Below are 19525 nucleotides of genomic sequence, written 5' to 3'. Positions count from 1 at the left end.
TTTTTCAATGACGCGCCAGCGCGGGCGCGTCAACCGCGAGGCTGCTCTGCGCAATTTGCCGTGCCAGGTCCGCGACGCGCTCGACTGCCACGACGTCGGGCGAGGCGAGCCAGCTCGCGGTGAAGGTCAGCGGCGCGATCGCGAGATCGGTGTCGAGCAGTTGCAGCCGCCCGTCGGCAAGCTCGTTCTCGACGATGGCGTCGGGGATCACGGCGATGCCGAGTCCTTCGACCGCCATGTGGATGACGGTGGCCAGCGAGGCGGAGGCGTGCAGCCGGATCGGCGGCAGCTCAGGCCGGTCGAACACTTCGCGCACGACCTCGTAAGGCTTGGTCTTGCGCGGAAAGGTGATGATCGGAAATCGTGCGAGCTCAGCCGGCGTCACCGGACCCTGGCCGAGGCCGAGCGAGGGGCTTGCGAGGAAGCCGATCGGATAATCGGCGAGCACGCGATTGTGCACGCCGGAAGTGGACAGCGGTCCCACCACAAACGCAAGCTCGATCTCCTGCGCGAGCAGGCGCGCGGTGAGGTTCGGCGTGATGTCGACCTCGATCTCCAGCGACAGGTTCGGATAGACCTCGTTCACGCTCTTCACCAGGCGCGGCAGCCAAGTGTGCACGATGGTCTCGGCGACGCCGAGCCGCATGACGCCGCGCATCGCCGAGCGATCGCCGATCTCCGCCATCATCGCGGCGCGCAGGCCGATCAGCTTCTCCGCATAGACCATCATCTGCCGGCCGCTCGGTGTCGGCGAGGCCACGCGATGATCGCGATTGAGGAGCTTCACGCCCATCTCGCGCTCGAGCTGGGCGATGCGCTGGGAGATCGCCGGCTGGGTGGTGTTGAGCCGTTGTGCGGCGCCCCGAAAGCTGCCGAGCTTCACAACCCAGAGGAATGTCTCGATCGACCTGAAGTCCAGCATTGGAAGGATTTTCCCAGTCGATAAATAAGATTTATCGAGATTGATTAGAAACGACGATTAGACTTTATAGCACGCTTGGTGTTGGCTTGTCTTTGTCGAGTTTATAGGCAGGTCGATCCCATGACTGTTTTGGTGGCAGCGCAGCAAACTGAAACGCCCGACATGCTCCCGAGCCGCAAGGCCCGGCTCGCCTATCGCAACGGGCTGGTCGCCTCCACCGCCGGCGTCGCCCCAGGATTCGTTCAGGGCAATCTGGCGATCCTGCCGGCGGAATATGCCGGCGCCTTTCACCGCTTCTGCCAGCTCAATCCCAAGCCGTGCCCGATCATCGGCATGTCCGACGTCGGCAGCCCTTACATCCCTTCGCTCGGCGCCGATCTCGACATCCGCACCGACGTTCCGCGCTATCGAGTCTGGCGCGACGGCGAGGTCGTGGACGAACCGACCGACGTGACGTCGTATTGGCGCGACGATCTCGTCACCTTTGTGCTCGGCTGCTCCTTCTCGTTCGAAGAGGCCCTGCTCGAGGAGGGAATGCCGATCCGCCACATCGAGAAGAACGTGCGCGTGCCGATGTATCGCACCAACATCGCCTGCGGCGAGGCCGGACCGTTTGCCGGCCCGATGGTGGTGTCGATGCGTCCGTTCAAGCCGGCGGATGCGATCCGCGCGGTGCAGATCACCTCGCGCTATCCGGCCGTGCACGGCGCGCCCGTACATCTCGGCCATCCGCATCTGATCGGCATCAAGGACATTGCCAAGCCCGACTACGGCGATCCCGTGCCGGTCGCCGATGATGAGATTCCGGTGTTCTGGGCCTGTGGCGTCACGCCGCAATCCGTCATCAACGCCGCGAAGCTGCCGTTCGCGATCACGCATTCGCCCGGGCTGATGCTGGTGACGGATATCAAGAACAGGACCATGGCCGTGATTTAGCAGGCAGCGTTTGCTGCTTGTTCGGGCTTTACCGCAGCCATCAATCACTTCATTCGATCAGCCGAAATTCAGTAACAGGGGACTTTGCCATGACGATCTCTCGCCGCGACGTGTTGTTGGGAGCTACCGCTACAGCCGCGCTGGTGCCGCTGGCCGCGCGCGCACAGACTTCGGAAGTCGTGATCGGCGTGATCTATCCGTTCTCCGGCGGCAGCGCGCAGCAGGGCGTCGATGCCCAGAAAGCCTATGAGACCGCGCTCGAAGTCATCAACAAGGACACCGATTTCGACCTGCCGCTGGCGAAAGGTGAGGGCCTGCCGGGCCTCGGCGGCGCCAAGGTGCGCCTCGTGTTCGCCGACCACCAGGCCGATCCGCAGAAGGGCCGCGCCGAGGCCGAGCGCCTGATCACGCAGGAGAAGGTCGCCGCCATCATCGGCACCTATCAGAGCGCGGTCGCCGTCACCGTCAGCCAGATCTGCGAGCGCTACCAGATCCCGTTCGTCTCCGCCGACAATTCCTCGCCGAGCCTGCATCGCCGCGGCCTCAAATATTACTTCCGCGCCGCCCCGCATGACGAGATGTACTCGGCCGCGATGTTCGATTTCTTCGATGCCATGAAGAAGAAGGGCACCAAGATCGAGACGCTGTCGCTGTTCCACGAGGACACCATCTTCGGCACCGATTCCGGCAACGCCCAGGCCAAGATCGCCGGCGAGCGCGGCTACAAGATCGTTACCGACATCAAGTATCGCGCCAACTCGCCGTCGCTCTCCGCCGAGGTGCAGCAGCTCAAGACCGCCAATGCCGACGTGCTGATGCCCTCGAGCTACACCACCGACGGCATCCTCCTGGTCAAGACCATGGCTGAGCTCGGTTACAAGCCGAACGCGATCGTGGCGCAGGACGCCGGCTTCTCGGAGAAGGCGCTCTATGACGCCGTCGGCGACAAGCTCGAAGGCGTGATCTCGCGCGGCACCTTCTCGCTCGACCTCGCGCAGAAGCGCCCGATGGTCGGCAAGATCAACGCGATGTTCAAGGCGCGGTCGGGCAAGGACTTCAACGACCTCACCTCGCGCCAGTTCATGGGCCTGATCATCCTCGCCGACGCCATCAGCCGCGCCAAGTCGACCGACGGCGAGAAGATCCGCGACGCGCTGGCCGCGACCGACATTCCCGGCGAGCAGACCATCATGCCCTGGAAGCGCGTCAAGTTCGACGAGGCGGGCCAGAACAACGACGCCGATCCGGTGCTGCTGCAATATGTCGGCGGCAAGTTCGTCACCATCTTCCCGCCGCAGGCCGCGATCGCCGAGGCGATCTGGCCGATGAAGTAAGCGGGACGCAGCGCCGGGGCAGGGAATCAAGCACTGTGAGAGCCGAGAAGATCGAGCCGCTAACCGCATTCTCCGTCATTGCGAGCGAAGCGAAGCAATCCAGGAATGCATCCGCGGAGACAATCTGGATTGCTTCGTCGCATCAGCACAAAATTGCTTCGCAATTTTGTCCCGAGCTCCTCGCAATGACGGAGCCCTACCGTGACGTTTTTCTGGTGGAGGCAAAGCAGTGACAGCCCAAGCCATTATCCAGAGTCTCGCGAGCGGCCTGCTCATGGGTCTGCTCTACGGACTGATTGCGGTCGGCCTCGCGCTGATCTTCGGCCTGATGGACGTCGTGAACTTCGCCCATGGCGAGTTCCTGATGATCGCGATGTATGCGAGCTTCTTCCTGTTCGCGTTCTTCGCCATCGATCCCTTGCTGTCGGCGCCATTGGTTGCCGCGGCGCTGTTCGTGTTCGGAGCGGTGGTCTACCTACTCATTGTACGGTTCGCCGTGCGAGCCAAGGCCAATGCCGGCATGGTGCAGATCTTCTCCACCTTTGGCCTCGCCATCGTGATGCGCGGCCTGGCGCAGTTCTTCTTCACGCCGGATTATCGCAGCATTCCGCAGTCATGGCTCGGCGGCAAAACCATCTCGGTCGCCGGCGTCTTCCTGCCGGAGCCGCAGCTGATCGGCGCGCTGGTCTCGATTCTCGCCTTTGCCGGTCTCTACTTCTTCATCCATCGCACCGATTTCGGCCGTGCGTTGGAAGCGACGCGTGAGGATCCCGGCGCGGTGGCTCTCGTCGGCATCGACAAGAACCGCGTGTTCGCGCTGGGCTGGGGCCTTGGCGCAGCGCTGGTCGGTCTGGCCGGCGCCATCATGGCGGTCTTCTTCTACATCTATCCCGATGTCGGCGCGTCCTTTGCGCTGATCGCTTATGTCACGGTGGCGCTGGGCGGCTTCGGCAGCGTGTTCGGCGCCTTTGCCGGCGGCATCATCGTCGGTCTCGTCGAAGCGGTCACCGCCTTGGTGCTGCCGCCGTCGCTGAAGTCGGTCGGCATCTACGCCGTCTACCTGCTCGTCGTCTTCATCCGGCCGCGTGGCCTGTTCGGGTCGATGTGATGGACAAGAATTTCGCCGCGCGGCGCCGCCGCGACCTCATCATCGCCGCGGTGCTGGCCGGGCTCGCAGCGCTGGCGCCGCTGTTCATCAAGGATGTCTACGTCCAGAACATCCTGATCCTGACCTTGATGTATGCGGCGCTGTCGCAGAGCTGGAACATCCTCTCCGGCTATTGCGGACAGATCTCGCTGGGCCACGCGCTCTATTTCGGCATCGGCGCCTACACCACCGAGCTCTTGTTCACCAAGTTCGGCGTGCTGCCCTGGTTCGGCATGCTCGGCGGTGGCGTGGTTGCCGCCCTGATCGCGATGGGCCTCGGCTATCCCTTCTTCCGCCTGCGCGGCCATTACTTCGTGATCGCGACCATCGTCATCGCCGAAATCGGTCTGCTGCTGTTCCAGAACTGGGAGTGGGCGGGAGCTGCGATGGGCATCACCATTCCGATCCGGGGTGACAGCTGGCTGAAATTCCAGTTCCTGCGCACCAAGCTGCCGTACTTCTATTTCGCGCTGGCGCTCTGCTGCCTCGCCTGGTTCGTCACCTGGTGGCTGGAAAACTCCAAATGGGGCTTTTGGTGGCGTGCGGTGAAGGACAATCCGGAGGCGGCCGAAAGCCTCGGCGTCGTCGTGTTCAACTCCAAGATGGGCGCGGCAGCCGTCTCCGCCTTCCTCGTCGCCATCGGCGGCGCCTTCTATGCGCAGTTTCTCGCCTATATCGATCCCGAGAGCGTGATGGGCTTCCAGTTCTCGCTGCTGATGGCGCTGCCGGCCGTGCTCGGCGGCATCGGTACCCTCTGGGGGCCGGTGTTAGGGGCTGCCATCCTGATCCCGATGACCGAGCTGACGCGCTCCTATATCGGCGGCTCCGGGCGCGGCGTCGACCTCATCGTCTACGGCGCCCTGATCGTTCTGATCTCGCTGGCGTTGCCGCAGGGTCTGGTGAGCCTTTTCTCACGCGCAAAAGCTAAGGGGGCCACACGATGACCGCGCTCCTTGAAACCCGTGGCGTCTGGCAGCGTTTTGGTGGCCTCGTCGCCAACAGCGACGTCTCGATCTCGGTTGGCCGCGGCGAGATCGTCGGCCTGATCGGCCCGAACGGCGCCGGCAAGTCGACGCTGTTCAACCTCATCGCCGGCGTCTTGCCGCCGACGCAAGGCTCGATCTGGTTCGACGGCGAGGATGTCACCCATATGCCGGCGGCCGAGCGCTGCCAGCGCGGCATCGGGCGCACCTTCCAGGTGGTCAAGAGCTTTGAGACCATGACGGTTGTCGACAACGTCATTGTCGGCGCTTTGGTTCGTAACACCGTGATGCGCGAGGCGCGCCGCAAGGCGCATGAGGTGCTGGAGTTCACCGGCCTTGCCGCGCGCGCCGACGTGCTCGCAAGCGACCTGGTGCCGGCCGAGAAGCGCCGCCTCGAAGTCGCCCGTGCGCTGGCAACTGAGCCAAAGCTGTTGCTGCTCGATGAGGTCCTCACCGGCCTGACGCCGACCGAGGCGCAGACCGGCGTGGCGCTGGTGCGCAAGGTGCGCGATGCCGGCATCACCGTGCTAATGGTCGAGCATGTCATGGAGATCGTGATGCCGCTGGTCGATCGCGCCATCGTGCTCGACCTCGGCAAGGTGCTGGTCGAGGGCAAGCCCACCGAGGTCGTCCGCGATCCCGAGGTGATCAGCGCATATCTGGGAGATCGTCATGCTGTCGGTGCGTGAAGTCACGACGGCCTATCAGGGCCTGGTCGCGATCTCCGCGGTCTCGATCGAGGTTCAGAAGGGCGAGATCGTCTGCGTCGCCGGCGCCAACGGTGCGGGCAAGTCGACGCTGCTCAAATCCATCGCCGGCGCCGAGCGCCCGCGTTCGGGCTCCGTGACGTTCGACGGCAAGCGCCTCGACGGCATGGCGCAGCACCACATCACCGCAACCGGCATCGCCTATGTGCCGGAGAACCGCCGGTTGTTCCCCCGCCTGTCAGTGCGCGACAATCTCCGCCTCGGCAGCTATCTCTACCGGGGCGAGGCGAACCGCGAGGGGCCGCTGGATCTCGTCTTCCAGCTGTTTCCGCGTCTGTCCGAACGTCTCGAGCAACGCGCGGAGACGCTAAGCGGCGGTGAGCAGCAGATGCTCGCGATCGGCCGCGCGCTGATGACACGCCCGCGGCTGTTGATGCTGGACGAGCCCTCGCAGGGCATCATGCCGAAGCTCGTCGACGAGATTTTTCAGGCGGTGAAGCGCATCCGCGACGCCGGCATGACCGTGCTGATCGTCGAGCAGCGCATGGCCGAGTGCCTCGAGATCGCCGATCGCGCCTACATCCTGCAAACCGGTCGCGTGCTGATGCAGGGCCCGTCTGCGGAGATCAAGGGCAATCCGGACGTCAGGAAGGCGTACCTCGGATTGTAGCCGCTCGCTACGATCCCTATCCTGATTGCTTCTTGTTCCGGTTCTTGCTTGCGCCGCGCAGCGTTGACGCGGGTGCCGAGGGTTGCCCGAAGCCATTCATCTGGATGCAGGAGAGAAGGTCGACATAGCTTTCGATGCCACCGGCGGAGGCCTCGGCGTAGCATTGGGTGCGAATTGTCTCCGGCGTTGTCGTCCAGATGGACCCGAGCTGTTGCTGTGCGGTTTGCTCGTCGCTCATGCAGGCCTCGTAGGACTGCGGCTCGGTCAGCGACTTGTCGATCTCCTGAGTTGCCTTGCAATTGGCCTCGACCTTGAGATCGGGGACGCCGCCGCGCGCGGACGTCTGGGCGTTTGCGGAAAGTGGCAGGGCAATAAAGCAGGCGGCAGAGAGGAGGGCGCAGGATATTTTGAAATCCATGACAATTCTCCTAGCGATCGATGAAACAACTCCTTCAGTCAATTACAGGGGGATCATCTGCTCGCGATCCCGATGATGCAAATCAATTCCGGTCCGCTGGTCCCGCATATCGCTCCGCTCATGCGGGCTACTGTCGTCACCACATCCTCCGTCATTGCGAGCGCAGCGAAGCAATCCAAGTCTTCCCGCGGAGGGATTCTGGATTGCTTCGCTACGCTCGCAATGACGGGTTAGAGCCGGGCTAATGCCCATCCCCATGCTCCGGCAACGTCACCCCGAACACCTTCACCAGATCGGCCACCTGGTCAGGCGACAGATACCGCGGGTTCATGCCGCGCAGCAGCAGGTACAGCTTGGCCGTTTCCTCCAGCTCCTCCGTCGCGAACACCGCGGCTTCCAGCGTATCGCCGGCGACCACCGGGCCGTGATTGGCGAGCAGCACCGATGAATATTTCCCCGCCAGGCCCTTGATCGCGTCCGCGACCGCGGGGTCGCCCGGGCGGTAATAGGGCACGAGCGCGGTGGCGCCGCATTTCATCAGGTAGTAGGCCGTCATCGGCGGCAGCGCGGCGCGCGGGTCGATCTCGGGCAGCATCGAGAGCGCGACCGAATGGGTCGAGTGGAGGTGCACGATCGCGCGCGCGCTCCCGCGCGTGTCGTACAGCGCGGTGTGCAGCGGAACTTCCTTGGTCGGCGCATCGCCGGAAACCAGCCGTCCCCTTCTATCCAGCCGCGACAGCCGCGCCGGATCGAGAAAGCCGAGCGAGGCGTTGGTCGGCGTCACCAGCCAGCCGTCATCGTCCAGCTTGACGCTGATATTGCCGGAGGAGCCCGGTGTCAGCCCGCGCTCGAACAGCGACCGCCCGAAGCGGCAGATTTCCTCACGCAGCCGTGTCTCGTTGTTCATGGCCGTCATGCCTGCTTGTCTCACGCTTTGGCAGCGCGGCCAAGCCGTGTTATCGGTGCGCCGAGCCGCTGCAAAGGGCGGCCGTCCGGGAAACGTTTCGCAAGGGTTAGTTGCATGTCCGCCTCCACGTCACAAAATCAGCGCATCGCCGTGATCGGGCTCGGCTCGATGGGCTTTGGCATGGCGACCTCGCTGAGGCGTGCCGGCCATACCGTGACCGGCTGCGACGTCTCGGCCGATGCGGTGGCGCGCTTCGTGAAGGACGGCGGCGCAGGCGCCAGGACGCCGGCCGAGGCGGCCAAGGACGCCGATATCGTCGTCAGCGTCGTGGTCAACGCCGCCCAGACCGAAACCATCCTGTTCGGCAAGGACGGCGCCGCAGAGACCATGCCGAAGGGCAGCGTCTTCATATCCTCGGCGACCATGGACCCGGATATCGCGCGGCGCCTTGCCAAGCAGTTGGAGGCCACCGGCCGGCATTATCTGGATGCGCCGATCTCCGGCGGAGCCCAGCGCGCCGCGCAAGGTGAGCTGACCATCCTCGCTTCCGGCAGCTCCGCCGCTTTTGTCAGCGCGCGCCCAGCGCTCGACGCCATGGCCGCAAAGCTCTATGAGCTCGGTGACGCCGCGGGGCAGGGCGCTGCCTTCAAGATGATCAATCAGCTCCTCGCCGGTGTGCACATCGCCGCGGCTTCGGAAGCGATGGCGTTCGCGGCCAAGCAGGGCCTCGACATCCGCAAGGTCTATGAGGTGATCACGGCCTCCGCCGGCAATTCCTGGATGTTCGAGAACCGGATGCCGCATGTGCTCGACGGCGACTACGCGCCGCGTAGCGCGGTCGAGATCTTCGTCAAGGACCTCGGCATCATCCAGGACATGGCGCGCAGCGCCAGATTCCCGGTGCCGGTCTCCGCCGCCGCACTTCAGATGTTTCTGATGACATCAGCTGCCGGCATGGGCCGCGACGATGATGCGTCGGTGGCGCGGATGTATGCGCAGGTCACCGGCGTCAAGCTGCCCGGCGACAAGTAAACTGAGAGGATTCCGATGCCCCGTTTTGCCGCCAACCTCTCGATGATGTTCACCGAGGTGCCGTTCCTCGACCGCTTCGATGCCGCCGCGCAAGCCGGCTTCACCGCCGTCGAGTTTCTCTTTCCCTACGAGCATCCGGCCGAGGCGGTCGGCGAGCGCCTCAAGCGTAACGGGCTGACCCAGGCGCTGTTTAATCTGCCGCCGGGCGACTGGAACGCCGGCGAGAAAGGTTTTGCGGCGTTGCCAGCGCGCTTCTCCGATCTCAAGGCCAGCCTGGAGACGGCGCTGCCGTATGCCAAGGCGACCGGCGTCAAGCGCCTGCACCTGATGGCTGGTATCGCCAACCGCGGCGAGCGCGTCGCGATCGAGGCGTTCTACAAGTCAGTGGCGTGGGCCGCGGAGTTCTTCGCACCGCACGGCATCGACATCGTGATCGAGCCGATCAATGCACGCAACGTGCCCGGCTACTTCCTCAACGATTTCGGTTTCGCCCGCGACCTGATCCAGGAATTGCGACTTCCGAACCTAAAACTCCAGTTCGACATCTATCACTGTCAGATCATCCATGGCGACGTCACCATGCGGCTGCGGGAGATGATGCCGATCATCGGCCACATCCAGATCGCCAGCATTCCCTCGCGCAACGAGCCCGACGGCGAGGAGCTGAACTATCCGTTCCTGTTCGAAGAGCTCGACCGGCTCGGCTATGCCGGCTTCGTCGGCTGCGAATACAATCCGCGCGGCAAGACAACGGATGGGCTCGCCTGGTTCAAGCCTTACGCTGGAGTGAAGCCGTGACACTTGCGTTGGGCTGCATCGCCGACGACTACACCGGCGCCTCCGATCTCGCCAACACGCTGACGCGCGCCGGCTTGCGCACCGTGCAGACCATCGGCGTGCCTGCCGATGATCTGGCGTTGCCCGAGGTCGATGCCGTCGTTGTGTCACTGAAGAGCCGCTCGATCGAGTCCGGCCTTGCTGTGTCCCGCTCGCGCGCGGCGGAGGCATGGTTGCGCGGACGCGGCGCGGGCCACGTGCTGTTCAAGATCTGCTCGACCTTCGATTCCACCGACGCTGGGAATATCGGCCCCGTCATGGACGCGCTCCGCGCCGACTGCGGCGAAGGCGTCGTTCTGGTGACGCCGGCCTTCCCGGAGACCGGCCGCACCGTCTATCAGGGCAACCTCTTCGTCGGCGCCGTGCCGCTGAACGAGAGCCCGCTGAAGGACCATCCGCTCAACCCGATGCGGGATTCCGACCTGGTGCGCGTCTTGGCGCGCCAGAGCAGGACGCAAATCGGCCTCGTCGATCTCGCCACCGTCACGCGCGGGGCAGATGCGGTGCGGGCGCGGCTGGCCGAACTCGCGGGCAAGGGCATCGGTGCCGCGATCATCGACGCCGTGTTCGACCGCGACCTCGAGACCATCGGCCTCGTTGCCGCCGAGCATCGGCTGTCGGTCGGCGCCTCCGGCATCGGCCTTGGCCTGGCGCGGGCGCTGGTGTCGACCGGAAAGGTGCGGTCGAGCGCGGCGGGCAGCGACGCTGGTGCGGCGGTTGGTGGCCCGGCGGCCTGCCTTGCCGGGAGCTGCTCGCAGGCGACGCTTCAGCAGATCGCCAGCGCGGAGCGTGTCATGCCGGTGTTACATCTTGATCCCGAGCAGATCGTTACAGGTTCTGGCGAAGCGCAGCGCGCGCTGGCCTGGGCGCGGCCGCGCCTGGCGGACGGTCCTGTTCTGATCGCCTCGAGTGCGACACCGGAGGCCGTTGCCGCCGTTCAGGCGCGTCACGGCCGCGACGCGGCCGGGCATGCCATCGAGCAGGCGATGGCCGACATCGCTGAGGGGCTGGTGCACGCGGGCGTCCGGCGCCTGATCGTCGCGGGCGGCGAGACATCCGGCGCCGTGGTCGACCGCTTGAGGATTCCCGGGTTTCTCGTGGGCGTGGAAATCGCCGCGGGTGTCCCGGTGCTGCGTGCGGTCGGTGCGCAGGCAGGCGAGATGTTGCTCGCTCTGAAATCCGGGAATTTTGGCGGTCCGGAGTTTTTCTCCGACGCGTTTGGGCTCATGCGCTGAGCGCAGAGCATTCTTAGTCGCCCGTTCATTTCTTTCTGGCTTCCGTACTCGTACGGAGTCGTAGTTAACGCCCGCTCAGGTGCTCTGGTGTGGGATGTCGGCGCTGCTCCCTTTGCTTGATTCGTAATTCCGGACGCGCGCCGGCTCCAGCACAAAGAGACCCGATTATGCTCGCCACTATCTCCATCCGCGCCAAGATCATCAGTGTCGTGGCGTTCCTGCTGGTTGCGATGACCGGCATGGGTCTCCTCGCCGTCACAAAGATGCGGTCGGTCAACGCCAGCACCGTCGACATCGCGACGAGCTGGATGCCGAGTGTTCGTGTGCTGGGCGATCTTCGCGCTGCCGTCATCACTTATCGCAACGTGGTTCGCGAGCACATGCTGTCCGAGACGCTGGACGACAAGTTGGAGGCCGAAAAGACTGCGGCGGCCGTGACCGAAATGCTGGCCAAGTCCCGGAAGGACTATGAGCCGATGATCACCTCGCCGGAGGAGCGGGCTCTCTATACCGAGTGGTCGAAACTGTGGAGCGAGTATCAGAAGGGCGCGGAAGAGGTCATGGAGCTGTCGCGCATGTCGGCAGGCAAGGTTCCGCACGCGGCGCATGAGCTGAACACCAAGACGGTCAACAAGATCGGCCTGAAATCCGACGAGGTCCTGGCCAAGGATATCGAGTTCAACACCAAGGGCGGCGACAAGGCTGCTCAGGACGCGGCCGACAGCTATTCCTTCGCCTTCATGCTGGTTTCGGTCATTCTCGGCACCGCTGTCGTGATCGGCATTATTCTCAGCTTCTATCTCGTCCGTGACGTCTCCAACGGTATCAATTCCATCACCGAACCGATGCAGGCGCTGGGCAAAGGTGACCTTTCGGCCGAAGTCCCGCATCGCGGCGAGAAGACGGAGATCGGCGCCATGGCCGACGTGCTCCAGATCTTCAAGGAGGCGCTGATTGCCAAGAAGGCCGCGGACGAAGCCGCCGCGGCCGACGCCGAAGCCAAGATCGAGCGCGGCCGTCGCGTCGACAACATCACCCGCGAATTCGAAACCATGATCGGCGAGATCGTCCAGACCGTGTCGTCGGCCTCTTCCCAGCTCGAAGCCTCCGCCTCGACGCTGACGTCGACCGCCGACCGCTCTCAGCGGCTGGCGACCACCGTTGCCGGCGCTTCGGAGGAAGCCTCGACCAACGTGCAGTCGGTGGCGTCTGCGACCGAGGAGATGGCCTCGTCGGTCGGCGAGATCAGCCGTCAGGTGCAGGAATCGGCGCGGATGGCGGGCGACGCCGTCGGCCAGGCGCGGGCCACCACCGAGCGCGTCAGCGAGCTCTCCAAGGCCGCCTCGCGCATCGGCGACGTCGTCGAGCTGATCAACACCATCGCCGGCCAGACCAACCTGCTGGCGCTGAACGCGACCATTGAGGCGGCGCGGGCCGGCGAGGCCGGCCGCGGCTTTGCTGTGGTCGCCTCCGAGGTGAAGGCGCTCGCCGAGCAGACCGCGAAGGCGACTGGCGAGATCGGTCAGCAGATTTCCGGCATCCAGGCGGCAACCAACGATTCGGTCGGTGCGATCAAGGAGATCTCCTCGACCATCGAGCGCCTGTCGGAAATCTCCTCGGCGATCGCAGCGGCCGTGGAAGAGCAGGGCGCAGCGACCCAGGAGATCGCCCGCAACGTGCAGCAGGCCGCGCAAGGCACCCAGCAGGTCTCCTCCAATATCGCCGACGTGCAGCGCGGCGCGACCGAGACCGGCACGGCCTCCTCGCAGGTGCTGTCGGCGGCGCAGATGCTGTCGAACGACTCGACCCGGCTCAAGAACGAGGTCAGCAAGTTCCTGACCAACGTCCGCGCGGCGTAGTCCCTCGCAAAGTCCATCGCTCCAGGAAACGAGCGGCGCCAAGCGCCGCTCGTTTTCTTTTGTCGCCGGTAGCATGATCTCGCTTGCAGGTAGCATTATGGGGAGTTGACCGTAAACGTACGGGGCGCCCATTTTATCGATAGTTAAATTCGCCTTACGAGAATTGCGGGAGACGCCTCGAACAGCGGGGCGTCCTGTTTGGAAAGAATGCATTTTCAATTCGTTGGGGCCCCGATGCGCAAGAATTTTCCCGTCACCGATGTCGAATATCCCGTCAGCGACGAGACGCTGATCGTTTCCAGGACCGACCTCAAGGGCAAGCTCACCTATTTCAACGAGGACTTCCTCGCCGCCGCCGGCTTCACGTCGGCGGAACTGATGGGCCAGCCGCACAACATCGTCCGCCACCCCGACATGCCGCCGGAGGCGTTCGACAATCTCTGGGACACGCTGAAGGCGGGTAAGCCGTGGCTCGGCGCGGTGAAGAACCGCCGCAAGAACGGCGACTTCTACTGGGTGCTGGCGACTGCCTCGCCGATCCGGGAAAATGGCCAGGTCACGGGGTACACCTCGATCCGCACAAAATTGCCGGCCGACCAGCGCAGGCTCGCGGAAGAGGTTTACGCCGCGATCCGTGAGAAGAAGCCGCATGGCTATCGCATCGATGCCGGCATCATCCGCCGTCGCTCGCTGCTCGACCGCTTCAGCGTCTTCACCGGGACGCTGAAAGCACGCCTCGTCACGACGATGGCGCTCCAGGTTCTGTTCATTCTTGCGCTCGGCATTAGCGGCGCGCTGTCGACCGGCGGTTCGACCAGTCTGGTCCTGTCGCTGCTGGCTTTGGTCGGCGCTACCGTCGTCGGCTTCGCTGGATTTGCGACCATGCGCACGATCCAGGGGCCGATGCAGCACCTCAACGATACCTTGGTCAACCTCGTCCAGGACAAGCTGGACAATCGCATCGTCATCGAGCGCGACGACGAGATCGGCGAGGCGCTTCGCAATCTCCAGACTGTGCAGACCATCATCCGCTTCAGCCGCGACGAGGTGCAGGCGGTGCAGCGCCGTGCCGAGGCGCAGCGCAAGACAGATATGACCAAACTCGCCGACGGCTTCGAGGCCGCGATCGGAGAGATCGTCGAGACCGTGTCGTCGGCCGCGACCGAGCTCGAGGCTTCGGCTTCGACCCTGTCCTCGACTGCCGGCCGGGCGCAGGAATTGGCCACGGCGGTCGCATCCGGCTCGGAGGCGGCCTCCAGCAACGTCCATTCGGTGGCAACGGCGGCCGAGGAGATGTCATCCTCGGTCCGCGAGATCGGCCGCCAGGTGCAGGATTCCACCAGGATCGCGAGCGAGGCGGTCAGCCAGGCGCATGCCACCACCGAGCGTGTCAGCGAATTGTCGCGAGCGGCATCGCGGATCGGCGACGTCGTCGAACTCATCAACGCCATCGCCGGCCAGACCAATCTCCTGGCGCTCAACGCCACGATCGAGGCGGCGCGGGCGGGCGAGGCCGGTCGCGGCTTCGCGGTGGTGGCTTCCGAGGTCAAGGCGCTCGCCGAGCAGACGGCGAAGGCCACCGGCGAGATCGGCCAGCAGGTCGGCGGCATCCAGGCGGCGACGCAGGATTCGGTCAGCGCCATCGGCGAGATCAGCGGCACTATCGCGCGCCTGTCGGAGATCGCTTCGGCGATTGCGGCGGCTGTGGAGCAGCAGGGCGCGGCAACCCAGGAGATCGCCCGCAACGTGCAGCAGGCCGCCCACGGCACCCAGCAAGTCTCGTCCAATGTCGGCGACGTCCAGCGCGGCGCCTCCGAAACCGGCTCGGCCTCGTCGCAGGTGCTGTCGGCGGCGCAGATGCTGTCGCGCGACTCCAACCGCCTCAAGCTCGAGGTCGGCAAGTTCCTGGACACGGTCCGCGCCGCGTGAAGCACGCAGCCGCATGGCTGCAATGTAGATTTCGCAGTGCGGTAGCAGGGAAGTGAATGCGCGAAGGCCGCCGGAGGTTAGCGTTTCCGGCGGTGCTCGGGTAAAGGGGGAATGGGGATCGCCCGGGGGCGGATTCCACATCCTCGTTTGACCTGGAATTGTCTGGCGCATGATTGCTCTGGTCCGTATTGCCCTGAGCCGGCCCTATACTTTCGTCGTGCTCGCGCTGCTGCTGCTGATCATCGGACCGCTCGCGGCACTGCGGACCCCAACCGACATCTTCCCGGACATTCGCATTCCCGTGATCGGCGTGGTCTGGCAGTACACCGGCCTGCCGCCCGACCAGATGTCCGGCCGCATCACGACGCCGTTCCAGCGCGCGCTGACGACGACGGTCAACGACATCGAGCACATCACTGCCAATTCCTATAACGGCTTTGGCATCATCAAGATCTTCTTCCAGCCCAACGTCGATATCCGCACCGCCAACGCGCAGGTCACCGCGATCTCGCAGACGCTGCTGAAGCAGATGCCGCCGGGCGCGACGCCGCCCTTGATCCTGAACTACTCCGCCTCCACCGTTCCGATCATCCAGGTGGCACTGTCGGGCGAGGGGCTCACCGAGCAGAACCTTGCCGATATCGGCATCAATCAGCTGCGCACGCCGCTGGTCACAGTACCCGGCGCGGCGATCCCGTACCCGTTCGGCGGCAAGCAGCGCCAGGTCCAGATCGATCTCGATCCGACCGCGCTGCAGGCCCGCGGCCTCTCGGGCCAGGACGTCGCCAATGCGCTGGCCGCCCAGAACCTGATCACGCCGGTCGGCACCCAGAAGATCGGCCAGTTCGAATACAACATCCAGCTCAACAACTCGCCGCTCCGGATCGACGAGCTCGGCAATCTGCCGATCAGGACCGTCAACGGCGCCATGGTCTATGTGCGCGACGTCGCAAGCGTGCGCGACGGCAACCCACCGCAGACCAATATCGTCCATGTCGACGGCAACCGCTCGGTGCTGATGATGGTGCTGAAGGCGGGCGCGACCTCGACGCTCGATATTATCGCCGGCATCAAGCAGAAGGTGATCGACGTCAAGGACCAGCTGCCTGACGCGCTGAAGATCGGCTTCATCGGCGACCAGTCGGTGTTCGTCCGTGGCGCGATCCAGGGCGTCGCCTTCGAGGGCGTGATCGCGGCGCTGCTCACCAGCGTCATGATCCTCCTGTTCCTCGGCAGCTGGCGCTCGACCATCATCATCGCGGTCTCGATCCCGCTGTCGGTGCTGGGCGCCATCATCATGCTGTCGGCGATCGGCGAGACGCTCAACATCATGACGCTCGGCGGCCTCGCGCTCGCCGTCGGCATCCTCGTCGACGACGCCACCGTGACGATCGAGAACATCAATTACCATCTGGAGCAGGGCAAGCCGGTCGAGCAGTCGATCCTCGACGGCGCCAATCAGATCGTGACGCCGGCCTTCGTGTCGCTGCTCTGCATCTGCATCGTGTTCGTGCCGATGTTCTTCCTGACCGGCGTCGCGCGCTTCCTGTTCGTGCCGATGGCGGAAGCCGTGATGTTCGCGATGATCTGGTCGTTCATCCTGTCGCGTACGCTGGTGCCGACCATGGCGAACTACCTGCTGCAGGCGCATGTTCACCACGAGGGCGGGCCGCCGAAGTCGCGCAATCCCTTCGTCTGGCTCCAGCGCGGCTTCGAAGCGGGGTTCGAGCGCATTCGCGGTGGCTATCGTGGTTTGCTCGGCCTCGCGCTGGCGCACCGCGCGGTATTCGTGATCGGCTTCCTCTGCGTCGTCGGCGCGTCCTTCGCGCTGGTGCCGTTCCTCGGGCGCAACTTCTTTCCCGCGGTCGACGCCGGCAACATCCTGATGCATGTCCGCACCCAGGTCGGTACCCGCGTCGAGGAGACCGCCAACCAGCTCGCCGACGTGCAGAAGGCCGTTCGCAAGCTGATCCCGGGCGAGATCGAGACCATGACCGACAACATCGGCATGCCGATCTCTGGCATCAACATGACCTACAACAACACCGGCGTCATCGGCCCGCAGGACGGCGATATCCAGATCAAGCTGAAAGAAGGCCACAAGCCGACCGAAGAACATGTGCGCGTGCTGCGTGAGCAGCTGCCGCGATTGTTCCCCGGCGTCAGCTTCGCGTTCCTGCCCGCCGATATCGTCAGCCAGATCCTGAATTTCGGCGCGCCCGCGCCGATCGACCTGCAGATCCGCGGCGCCAATCTCAGCGCCAACTTCGCTTACGCGAACAATCTGCTGGCAAAGGTCCGCAGGATTCCCGGTGTTGCCGATGCGCGCATCCAGCAGTCGCCGAACAATCCGACCTTCAACATCGATGTCGATCGCACCCGCGCGCAATATGTCGGCCTGACCGAGCGCGACGTCACCAACAGCCTCGTGGTCAACCTCGCCGGCTCCTCGCAGGTGGCGCCGACCTACTACCTCAACCCCGACAACGGTGTGTCCTACTCGATCGTGATGCAGACGCCACAATACCAGATCGACTCGCTCAGCGCGTTGCAGACGCTGCCGATCACCGCCGCCGGCAATGCGCAGTCGCCGATCCTCGGCGGCATCGCCGACATCAAGCGCTCGACCTCGAGCGCCGTGGTCTCGCAATACGACATCCAGTCGATGGTGCAGATCTTCGCGACCACGTCGGGCCGCGATCTCGGCGCGGTCGCCGCCGATATCCGTCAGCTGATTGCCGACACCGCCAAGGAGGTGCCGAAGGGGTCCTCCGTGGTGCTGCTCGGTCAGGTGCAGACCATGAACAGCGCCTTTACTGGTCTCCTGTTCGGCCTGCTTGGCGCCGTCGTGCTGATCTATTTCCTGATCGTCGTGAACTTCCAGTCCTGGTCCGATCCCTTCGTCATCATCACGGCGCTGCCGGCCGCGCTCGCCGGCATCGTCTGGATGCTGTTCATGACGGAGACGACGCTGTCGGTGCCGGCGCTCACCGGCGCCATCATGTGCATGGGCGTTGCCACCGCCAACAGCGTGCTCGTGATCTCCTTCGCGCGCGAGCGCTACGCGGAGCTGGGCGATCCCGTCGCCGCTGCGCTCGAAGCCGGCTTCGTCCGGTTCCGCCCGGTGCTGATGACCGCGCTCGCCATGATCATCGGCATGGCGCCGATGGCCCTGGGGCTCGGCGAGGGCGGCGAGCAGAATGCGCCGCTCGGCCGCGCCGTGATCGGCGGCCTGATCTTTGCAACCTTCGCAACGCTGATGTTTGTTCCTGTGGTGTTCAGCATGGTACACAAGAAACAAGGCGCCAAAGCCGCCGCCTCATTGGAGACCCCGCATGTCGCCCACTGAACCCCGCTCCCCGGTGTCGCACCGGAAATTGGGCATCTTCGGCGTGGTGGCGCTGATCGCGGCTGGCCTCGTCGTGGGCACCGGCATCCGTGCCCGCGAGGAGCAGGGCTCCAAGCTGAAGGAATGGACCGATGATCAGGCCGTTCCCAGCGTTGCGGTGACCCAGCCCAACGCCAAGGTCCTCAACGCCACCATCGATCTGCCGGGCCGGCTGGAAGCCTACTACCGCGCGCCGATCTTCGCGCGCGTGTCGGGCTATCTGAAGAGCTGGAACGCCGACATCGGCGCCCGCGTCAAGGCAGGGCAGGTGATTGCCGAGATCGAGGCGCCGGACCTCGACCAGCAGCTGTTGCAGGCCCGAGCCGACCTCGCCAGCCAGCAGGCCAGCGCCAGGCTGTCGGAGGCAACGCTGAACCGGCGCAGGACTCTGGTCGCCTCGAACTTCGTTTCCGCGCAGGAGATCGACGAGCGCACCGCCGATCTCTCCAACAAGAACGCCGCCGTGCATTCGGGCCAGGCCAATGTGGAGCGGTTGGAAGCGCTGGCCGGCTACAAGAAGATCACCGCGCCGTTCGATGGCGTCGTCACCGCGCGCGACACCGACGTCGGCGCGCTGATCAATGCCGGCGGCGGGGCAGGCCCGGCGATGTTCGTGGTCTCCGACATCACCAAGCTGCGCGTCTACGTCAACGTGCCCCAGAACTATGTGCCGGCGATCAAGATCGGCGCCAAGGCCACCATCACCCTGCCGGAATATCCGAACCGAACCTTCCAGGTGACAGTGGAAGCCTCCTCCAGGCCGTCGACGTCGCCTCCGGCACCACGCGCATGCAGCTCGGGCTCGACAATTCCTCGGGCGAGCTGATGCCCGGCGGGTATGCCAGCGTGAAGCTGAACCTCCAGCGCGATGCCGCGCCGCTCAGCATCCCCGCCAGCGCGCTGATCTTCAACGGCAGCGGCCTGCGCGTTGCGACCGTCGGTCCCGACGACAAGGTGCTGTTCAAGACCGTCACCATCGCCCGTGACCTCGGCCGCGAGATCGAGCTGGCCTCGGGCATTGCGCCCGATGATCGCGTCATCACGGCACCGCCGGACGGCTTGTCGGATGGGGATGCGGTACGCGTGGTTGGCGCCAAGGCCAAGCCGGCGACGGCTTCGGAGAAGCAGGCGCCAAGGAGCTAGGCAGTCTCGTAGGGTGGGCAAAGGCGCTCTTGCGCCGTGCCCACCATTACGTCCGCCATCGTGGCAAGATGGTGGGCA

At 64.7% G+C, this 19525-nt stretch carries 15 protein-coding genes and 1 pseudogene; 13 read left to right on the top strand and 3 right to left on the bottom strand.

Annotated elements, in window-relative coordinates; translation table 11 throughout:
- Window positions 1–4 precede the first annotated feature (4 nt).
- Window positions 5–922 carry a LysR family transcriptional regulator gene (locus ACSKB8_RS39800; protein WP_438109967.1) on the bottom strand — a complete coding sequence of 306 codons (918 nt, stop codon included), beginning with the start codon at window positions 920–922 and terminating at the stop codon, window positions 5–7.
- A gap of 120 nt (window positions 923–1042) precedes the next feature.
- On the opposite strand from ACSKB8_RS39800, the gene ACSKB8_RS39795 reads away from it, so the two are divergent.
- From ACSKB8_RS39795 to ACSKB8_RS39770, 6 genes are all read left to right on the top strand, one after another.
- On the top strand, window positions 1043–1858 hold the full coding sequence (locus ACSKB8_RS39795; RefSeq protein ID WP_438109965.1) for a putative hydro-lyase: 816 nt from the start codon (window positions 1043–1045) through the stop codon (window positions 1856–1858).
- An 89-nt stretch (window positions 1859–1947) separates the two neighbouring features.
- Entirely contained in the window at window positions 1948–3192 is a 1245-nt protein-coding gene (locus tag ACSKB8_RS39790) for an ABC transporter substrate-binding protein (protein WP_128935071.1), read from the top strand.
- Window positions 3193–3421: 229 nt separating this feature from the next.
- Window positions 3422–4300: a branched-chain amino acid ABC transporter permease gene (locus tag ACSKB8_RS39785; RefSeq protein ID WP_438109963.1), complete on the top strand. Its 879-nt coding sequence runs from the start codon at window positions 3422–3424 to the stop codon at window positions 4298–4300.
- On the top strand, window positions 4300–5283 hold the full coding sequence (locus ACSKB8_RS39780) for a branched-chain amino acid ABC transporter permease (protein ID WP_438109961.1): 984 nt from the start codon (window positions 4300–4302) through the stop codon (window positions 5281–5283). The genes ACSKB8_RS39785 and ACSKB8_RS39780 overlap by 1 nt, the downstream gene beginning before the upstream one ends.
- Window positions 5280–6011 carry an ABC transporter ATP-binding protein gene (locus ACSKB8_RS39775; RefSeq protein ID WP_438109959.1) on the top strand — a complete coding sequence of 244 codons (732 nt, stop codon included), beginning with the start codon at window positions 5280–5282 and terminating at the stop codon, window positions 6009–6011. The genes ACSKB8_RS39780 and ACSKB8_RS39775 overlap by 4 nt, the downstream gene beginning before the upstream one ends.
- Window positions 5995–6699, top strand: a complete 705-nt coding sequence (locus ACSKB8_RS39770; RefSeq protein WP_438109957.1) for an ABC transporter ATP-binding protein — start codon at window positions 5995–5997, stop codon at window positions 6697–6699. Before ACSKB8_RS39775 ends, ACSKB8_RS39770 begins: the two co-directional genes overlap by 17 nt.
- A gap of 16 nt (window positions 6700–6715) precedes the next feature.
- On the opposite strand, the gene ACSKB8_RS39765 is transcribed toward ACSKB8_RS39770, so the two are convergent.
- Window positions 6716–7159: a hypothetical protein gene (locus ACSKB8_RS39765; RefSeq protein WP_245471085.1), complete on the bottom strand. Its 444-nt coding sequence runs from the start codon at window positions 7157–7159 to the stop codon at window positions 6716–6718.
- 199 nt (window positions 7160–7358) lie between these two features.
- The gene (otnC, locus tag ACSKB8_RS39760; RefSeq protein ID WP_438109955.1) at window positions 7359–8024 is read right to left on the bottom strand and encodes a 3-oxo-tetronate 4-phosphate decarboxylase; all 666 of its coding nucleotides are present in this window, start codon (window positions 8022–8024) and stop codon (window positions 7359–7361) included.
- A 114-nt stretch (window positions 8025–8138) separates the two neighbouring features.
- Here otnC and ltnD point away from each other — a divergent pair, with 114 nt between their 5' ends.
- From ltnD to ACSKB8_RS39725, 7 genes and pseudogenes are all read left to right on the top strand, one after another.
- Window positions 8139–9056, top strand: coding sequence for an L-threonate dehydrogenase (ltnD, locus tag ACSKB8_RS39755; RefSeq protein ID WP_438109953.1), 918 nt, complete (start codon window positions 8139–8141; stop codon window positions 9054–9056).
- A gap of 15 nt (window positions 9057–9071) precedes the next feature.
- On the top strand, window positions 9072–9854 hold the full coding sequence (gene otnI, locus ACSKB8_RS39750) for a 2-oxo-tetronate isomerase (RefSeq protein WP_091895286.1): 783 nt from the start codon (window positions 9072–9074) through the stop codon (window positions 9852–9854).
- Window positions 9851–11128, top strand: coding sequence for a 3-oxo-tetronate kinase (otnK, locus tag ACSKB8_RS39745; protein WP_438109951.1), 1278 nt, complete (start codon window positions 9851–9853; stop codon window positions 11126–11128). Before otnI ends, otnK begins: the two co-directional genes overlap by 4 nt.
- 167 nt (window positions 11129–11295) lie before the next feature.
- The gene (locus ACSKB8_RS39740) at window positions 11296–12987 is read left to right on the top strand and encodes a methyl-accepting chemotaxis protein (RefSeq protein ID WP_438109949.1); all 1692 of its coding nucleotides are present in this window, start codon (window positions 11296–11298) and stop codon (window positions 12985–12987) included.
- A 234-nt stretch (window positions 12988–13221) separates the two neighbouring features.
- Window positions 13222–14916: a methyl-accepting chemotaxis protein gene (locus ACSKB8_RS39735; protein ID WP_438109947.1), complete on the top strand. Its 1695-nt coding sequence runs from the start codon at window positions 13222–13224 to the stop codon at window positions 14914–14916.
- 169 nt (window positions 14917–15085) lie between these two features.
- The gene (locus tag ACSKB8_RS39730; RefSeq protein WP_438109945.1) at window positions 15086–18265 is read left to right on the top strand and encodes an efflux RND transporter permease subunit; all 3180 of its coding nucleotides are present in this window, start codon (window positions 15086–15088) and stop codon (window positions 18263–18265) included.
- Window positions 18252–19447, top strand: a pseudogene (locus tag ACSKB8_RS39725) (efflux RND transporter periplasmic adaptor subunit). Before ACSKB8_RS39730 ends, ACSKB8_RS39725 begins: the two are co-directional and overlap by 14 nt.
- Window positions 19448–19525: the final 78 nt, after the last annotated feature.

It is taken from the genome of Bradyrhizobium sp. BR 1432 (assembly GCF_051547705.1).
GTDB classification, from domain to species: domain Bacteria; phylum Pseudomonadota; class Alphaproteobacteria; order Rhizobiales; family Xanthobacteraceae; genus Bradyrhizobium; species Bradyrhizobium zhanjiangense.
The sequence above is the reverse complement of the archived record's forward strand: the minus strand, read 5'-3'. Positions and strand labels throughout refer to the sequence as shown.

Excerpts from the sequence above, each read along its gene's own strand:
- ACSKB8_RS39800 (WP_438109967.1), bottom strand. The coding sequence starts at position 922 with ATGCTGGACTTCAGGTCGATCGAGACATTCCTCTGGGTTGTGAAGCTC.
- ACSKB8_RS39795 (WP_438109965.1), top strand. The coding sequence starts at position 1,043 with ATGACTGTTTTGGTGGCAGCGCAGCAAACTGAAACGCCCGACATGCTC.
- ACSKB8_RS39790 (WP_128935071.1), top strand. The coding sequence starts at position 1,948 with ATGACGATCTCTCGCCGCGACGTGTTGTTGGGAGCTACCGCTACAGCC.
- ACSKB8_RS39780 (WP_438109961.1), top strand. The coding sequence starts at position 4,300 with ATGGACAAGAATTTCGCCGCGCGGCGCCGCCGCGACCTCATCATCGCC.
- ACSKB8_RS39775 (WP_438109959.1), top strand. The coding sequence starts at position 5,280 with ATGACCGCGCTCCTTGAAACCCGTGGCGTCTGGCAGCGTTTTGGTGGC.
- ACSKB8_RS39770 (WP_438109957.1), top strand. The coding sequence starts at position 5,995 with ATGCTGTCGGTGCGTGAAGTCACGACGGCCTATCAGGGCCTGGTCGCG.
- otnC (WP_438109955.1), bottom strand. The coding sequence starts at position 8,024 with ATGAACAACGAGACACGGCTGCGTGAGGAAATCTGCCGCTTCGGGCGG.
- ltnD (WP_438109953.1), top strand. The coding sequence starts at position 8,139 with ATGTCCGCCTCCACGTCACAAAATCAGCGCATCGCCGTGATCGGGCTC.
- otnI (WP_091895286.1), top strand. The coding sequence starts at position 9,072 with ATGCCCCGTTTTGCCGCCAACCTCTCGATGATGTTCACCGAGGTGCCG.
- ACSKB8_RS39740 (WP_438109949.1), top strand. The coding sequence starts at position 11,296 with ATGCTCGCCACTATCTCCATCCGCGCCAAGATCATCAGTGTCGTGGCG.
- ACSKB8_RS39735 (WP_438109947.1), top strand. The coding sequence starts at position 13,222 with ATGCGCAAGAATTTTCCCGTCACCGATGTCGAATATCCCGTCAGCGAC.
- ACSKB8_RS39730 (WP_438109945.1), top strand. The coding sequence starts at position 15,086 with ATGATTGCTCTGGTCCGTATTGCCCTGAGCCGGCCCTATACTTTCGTC.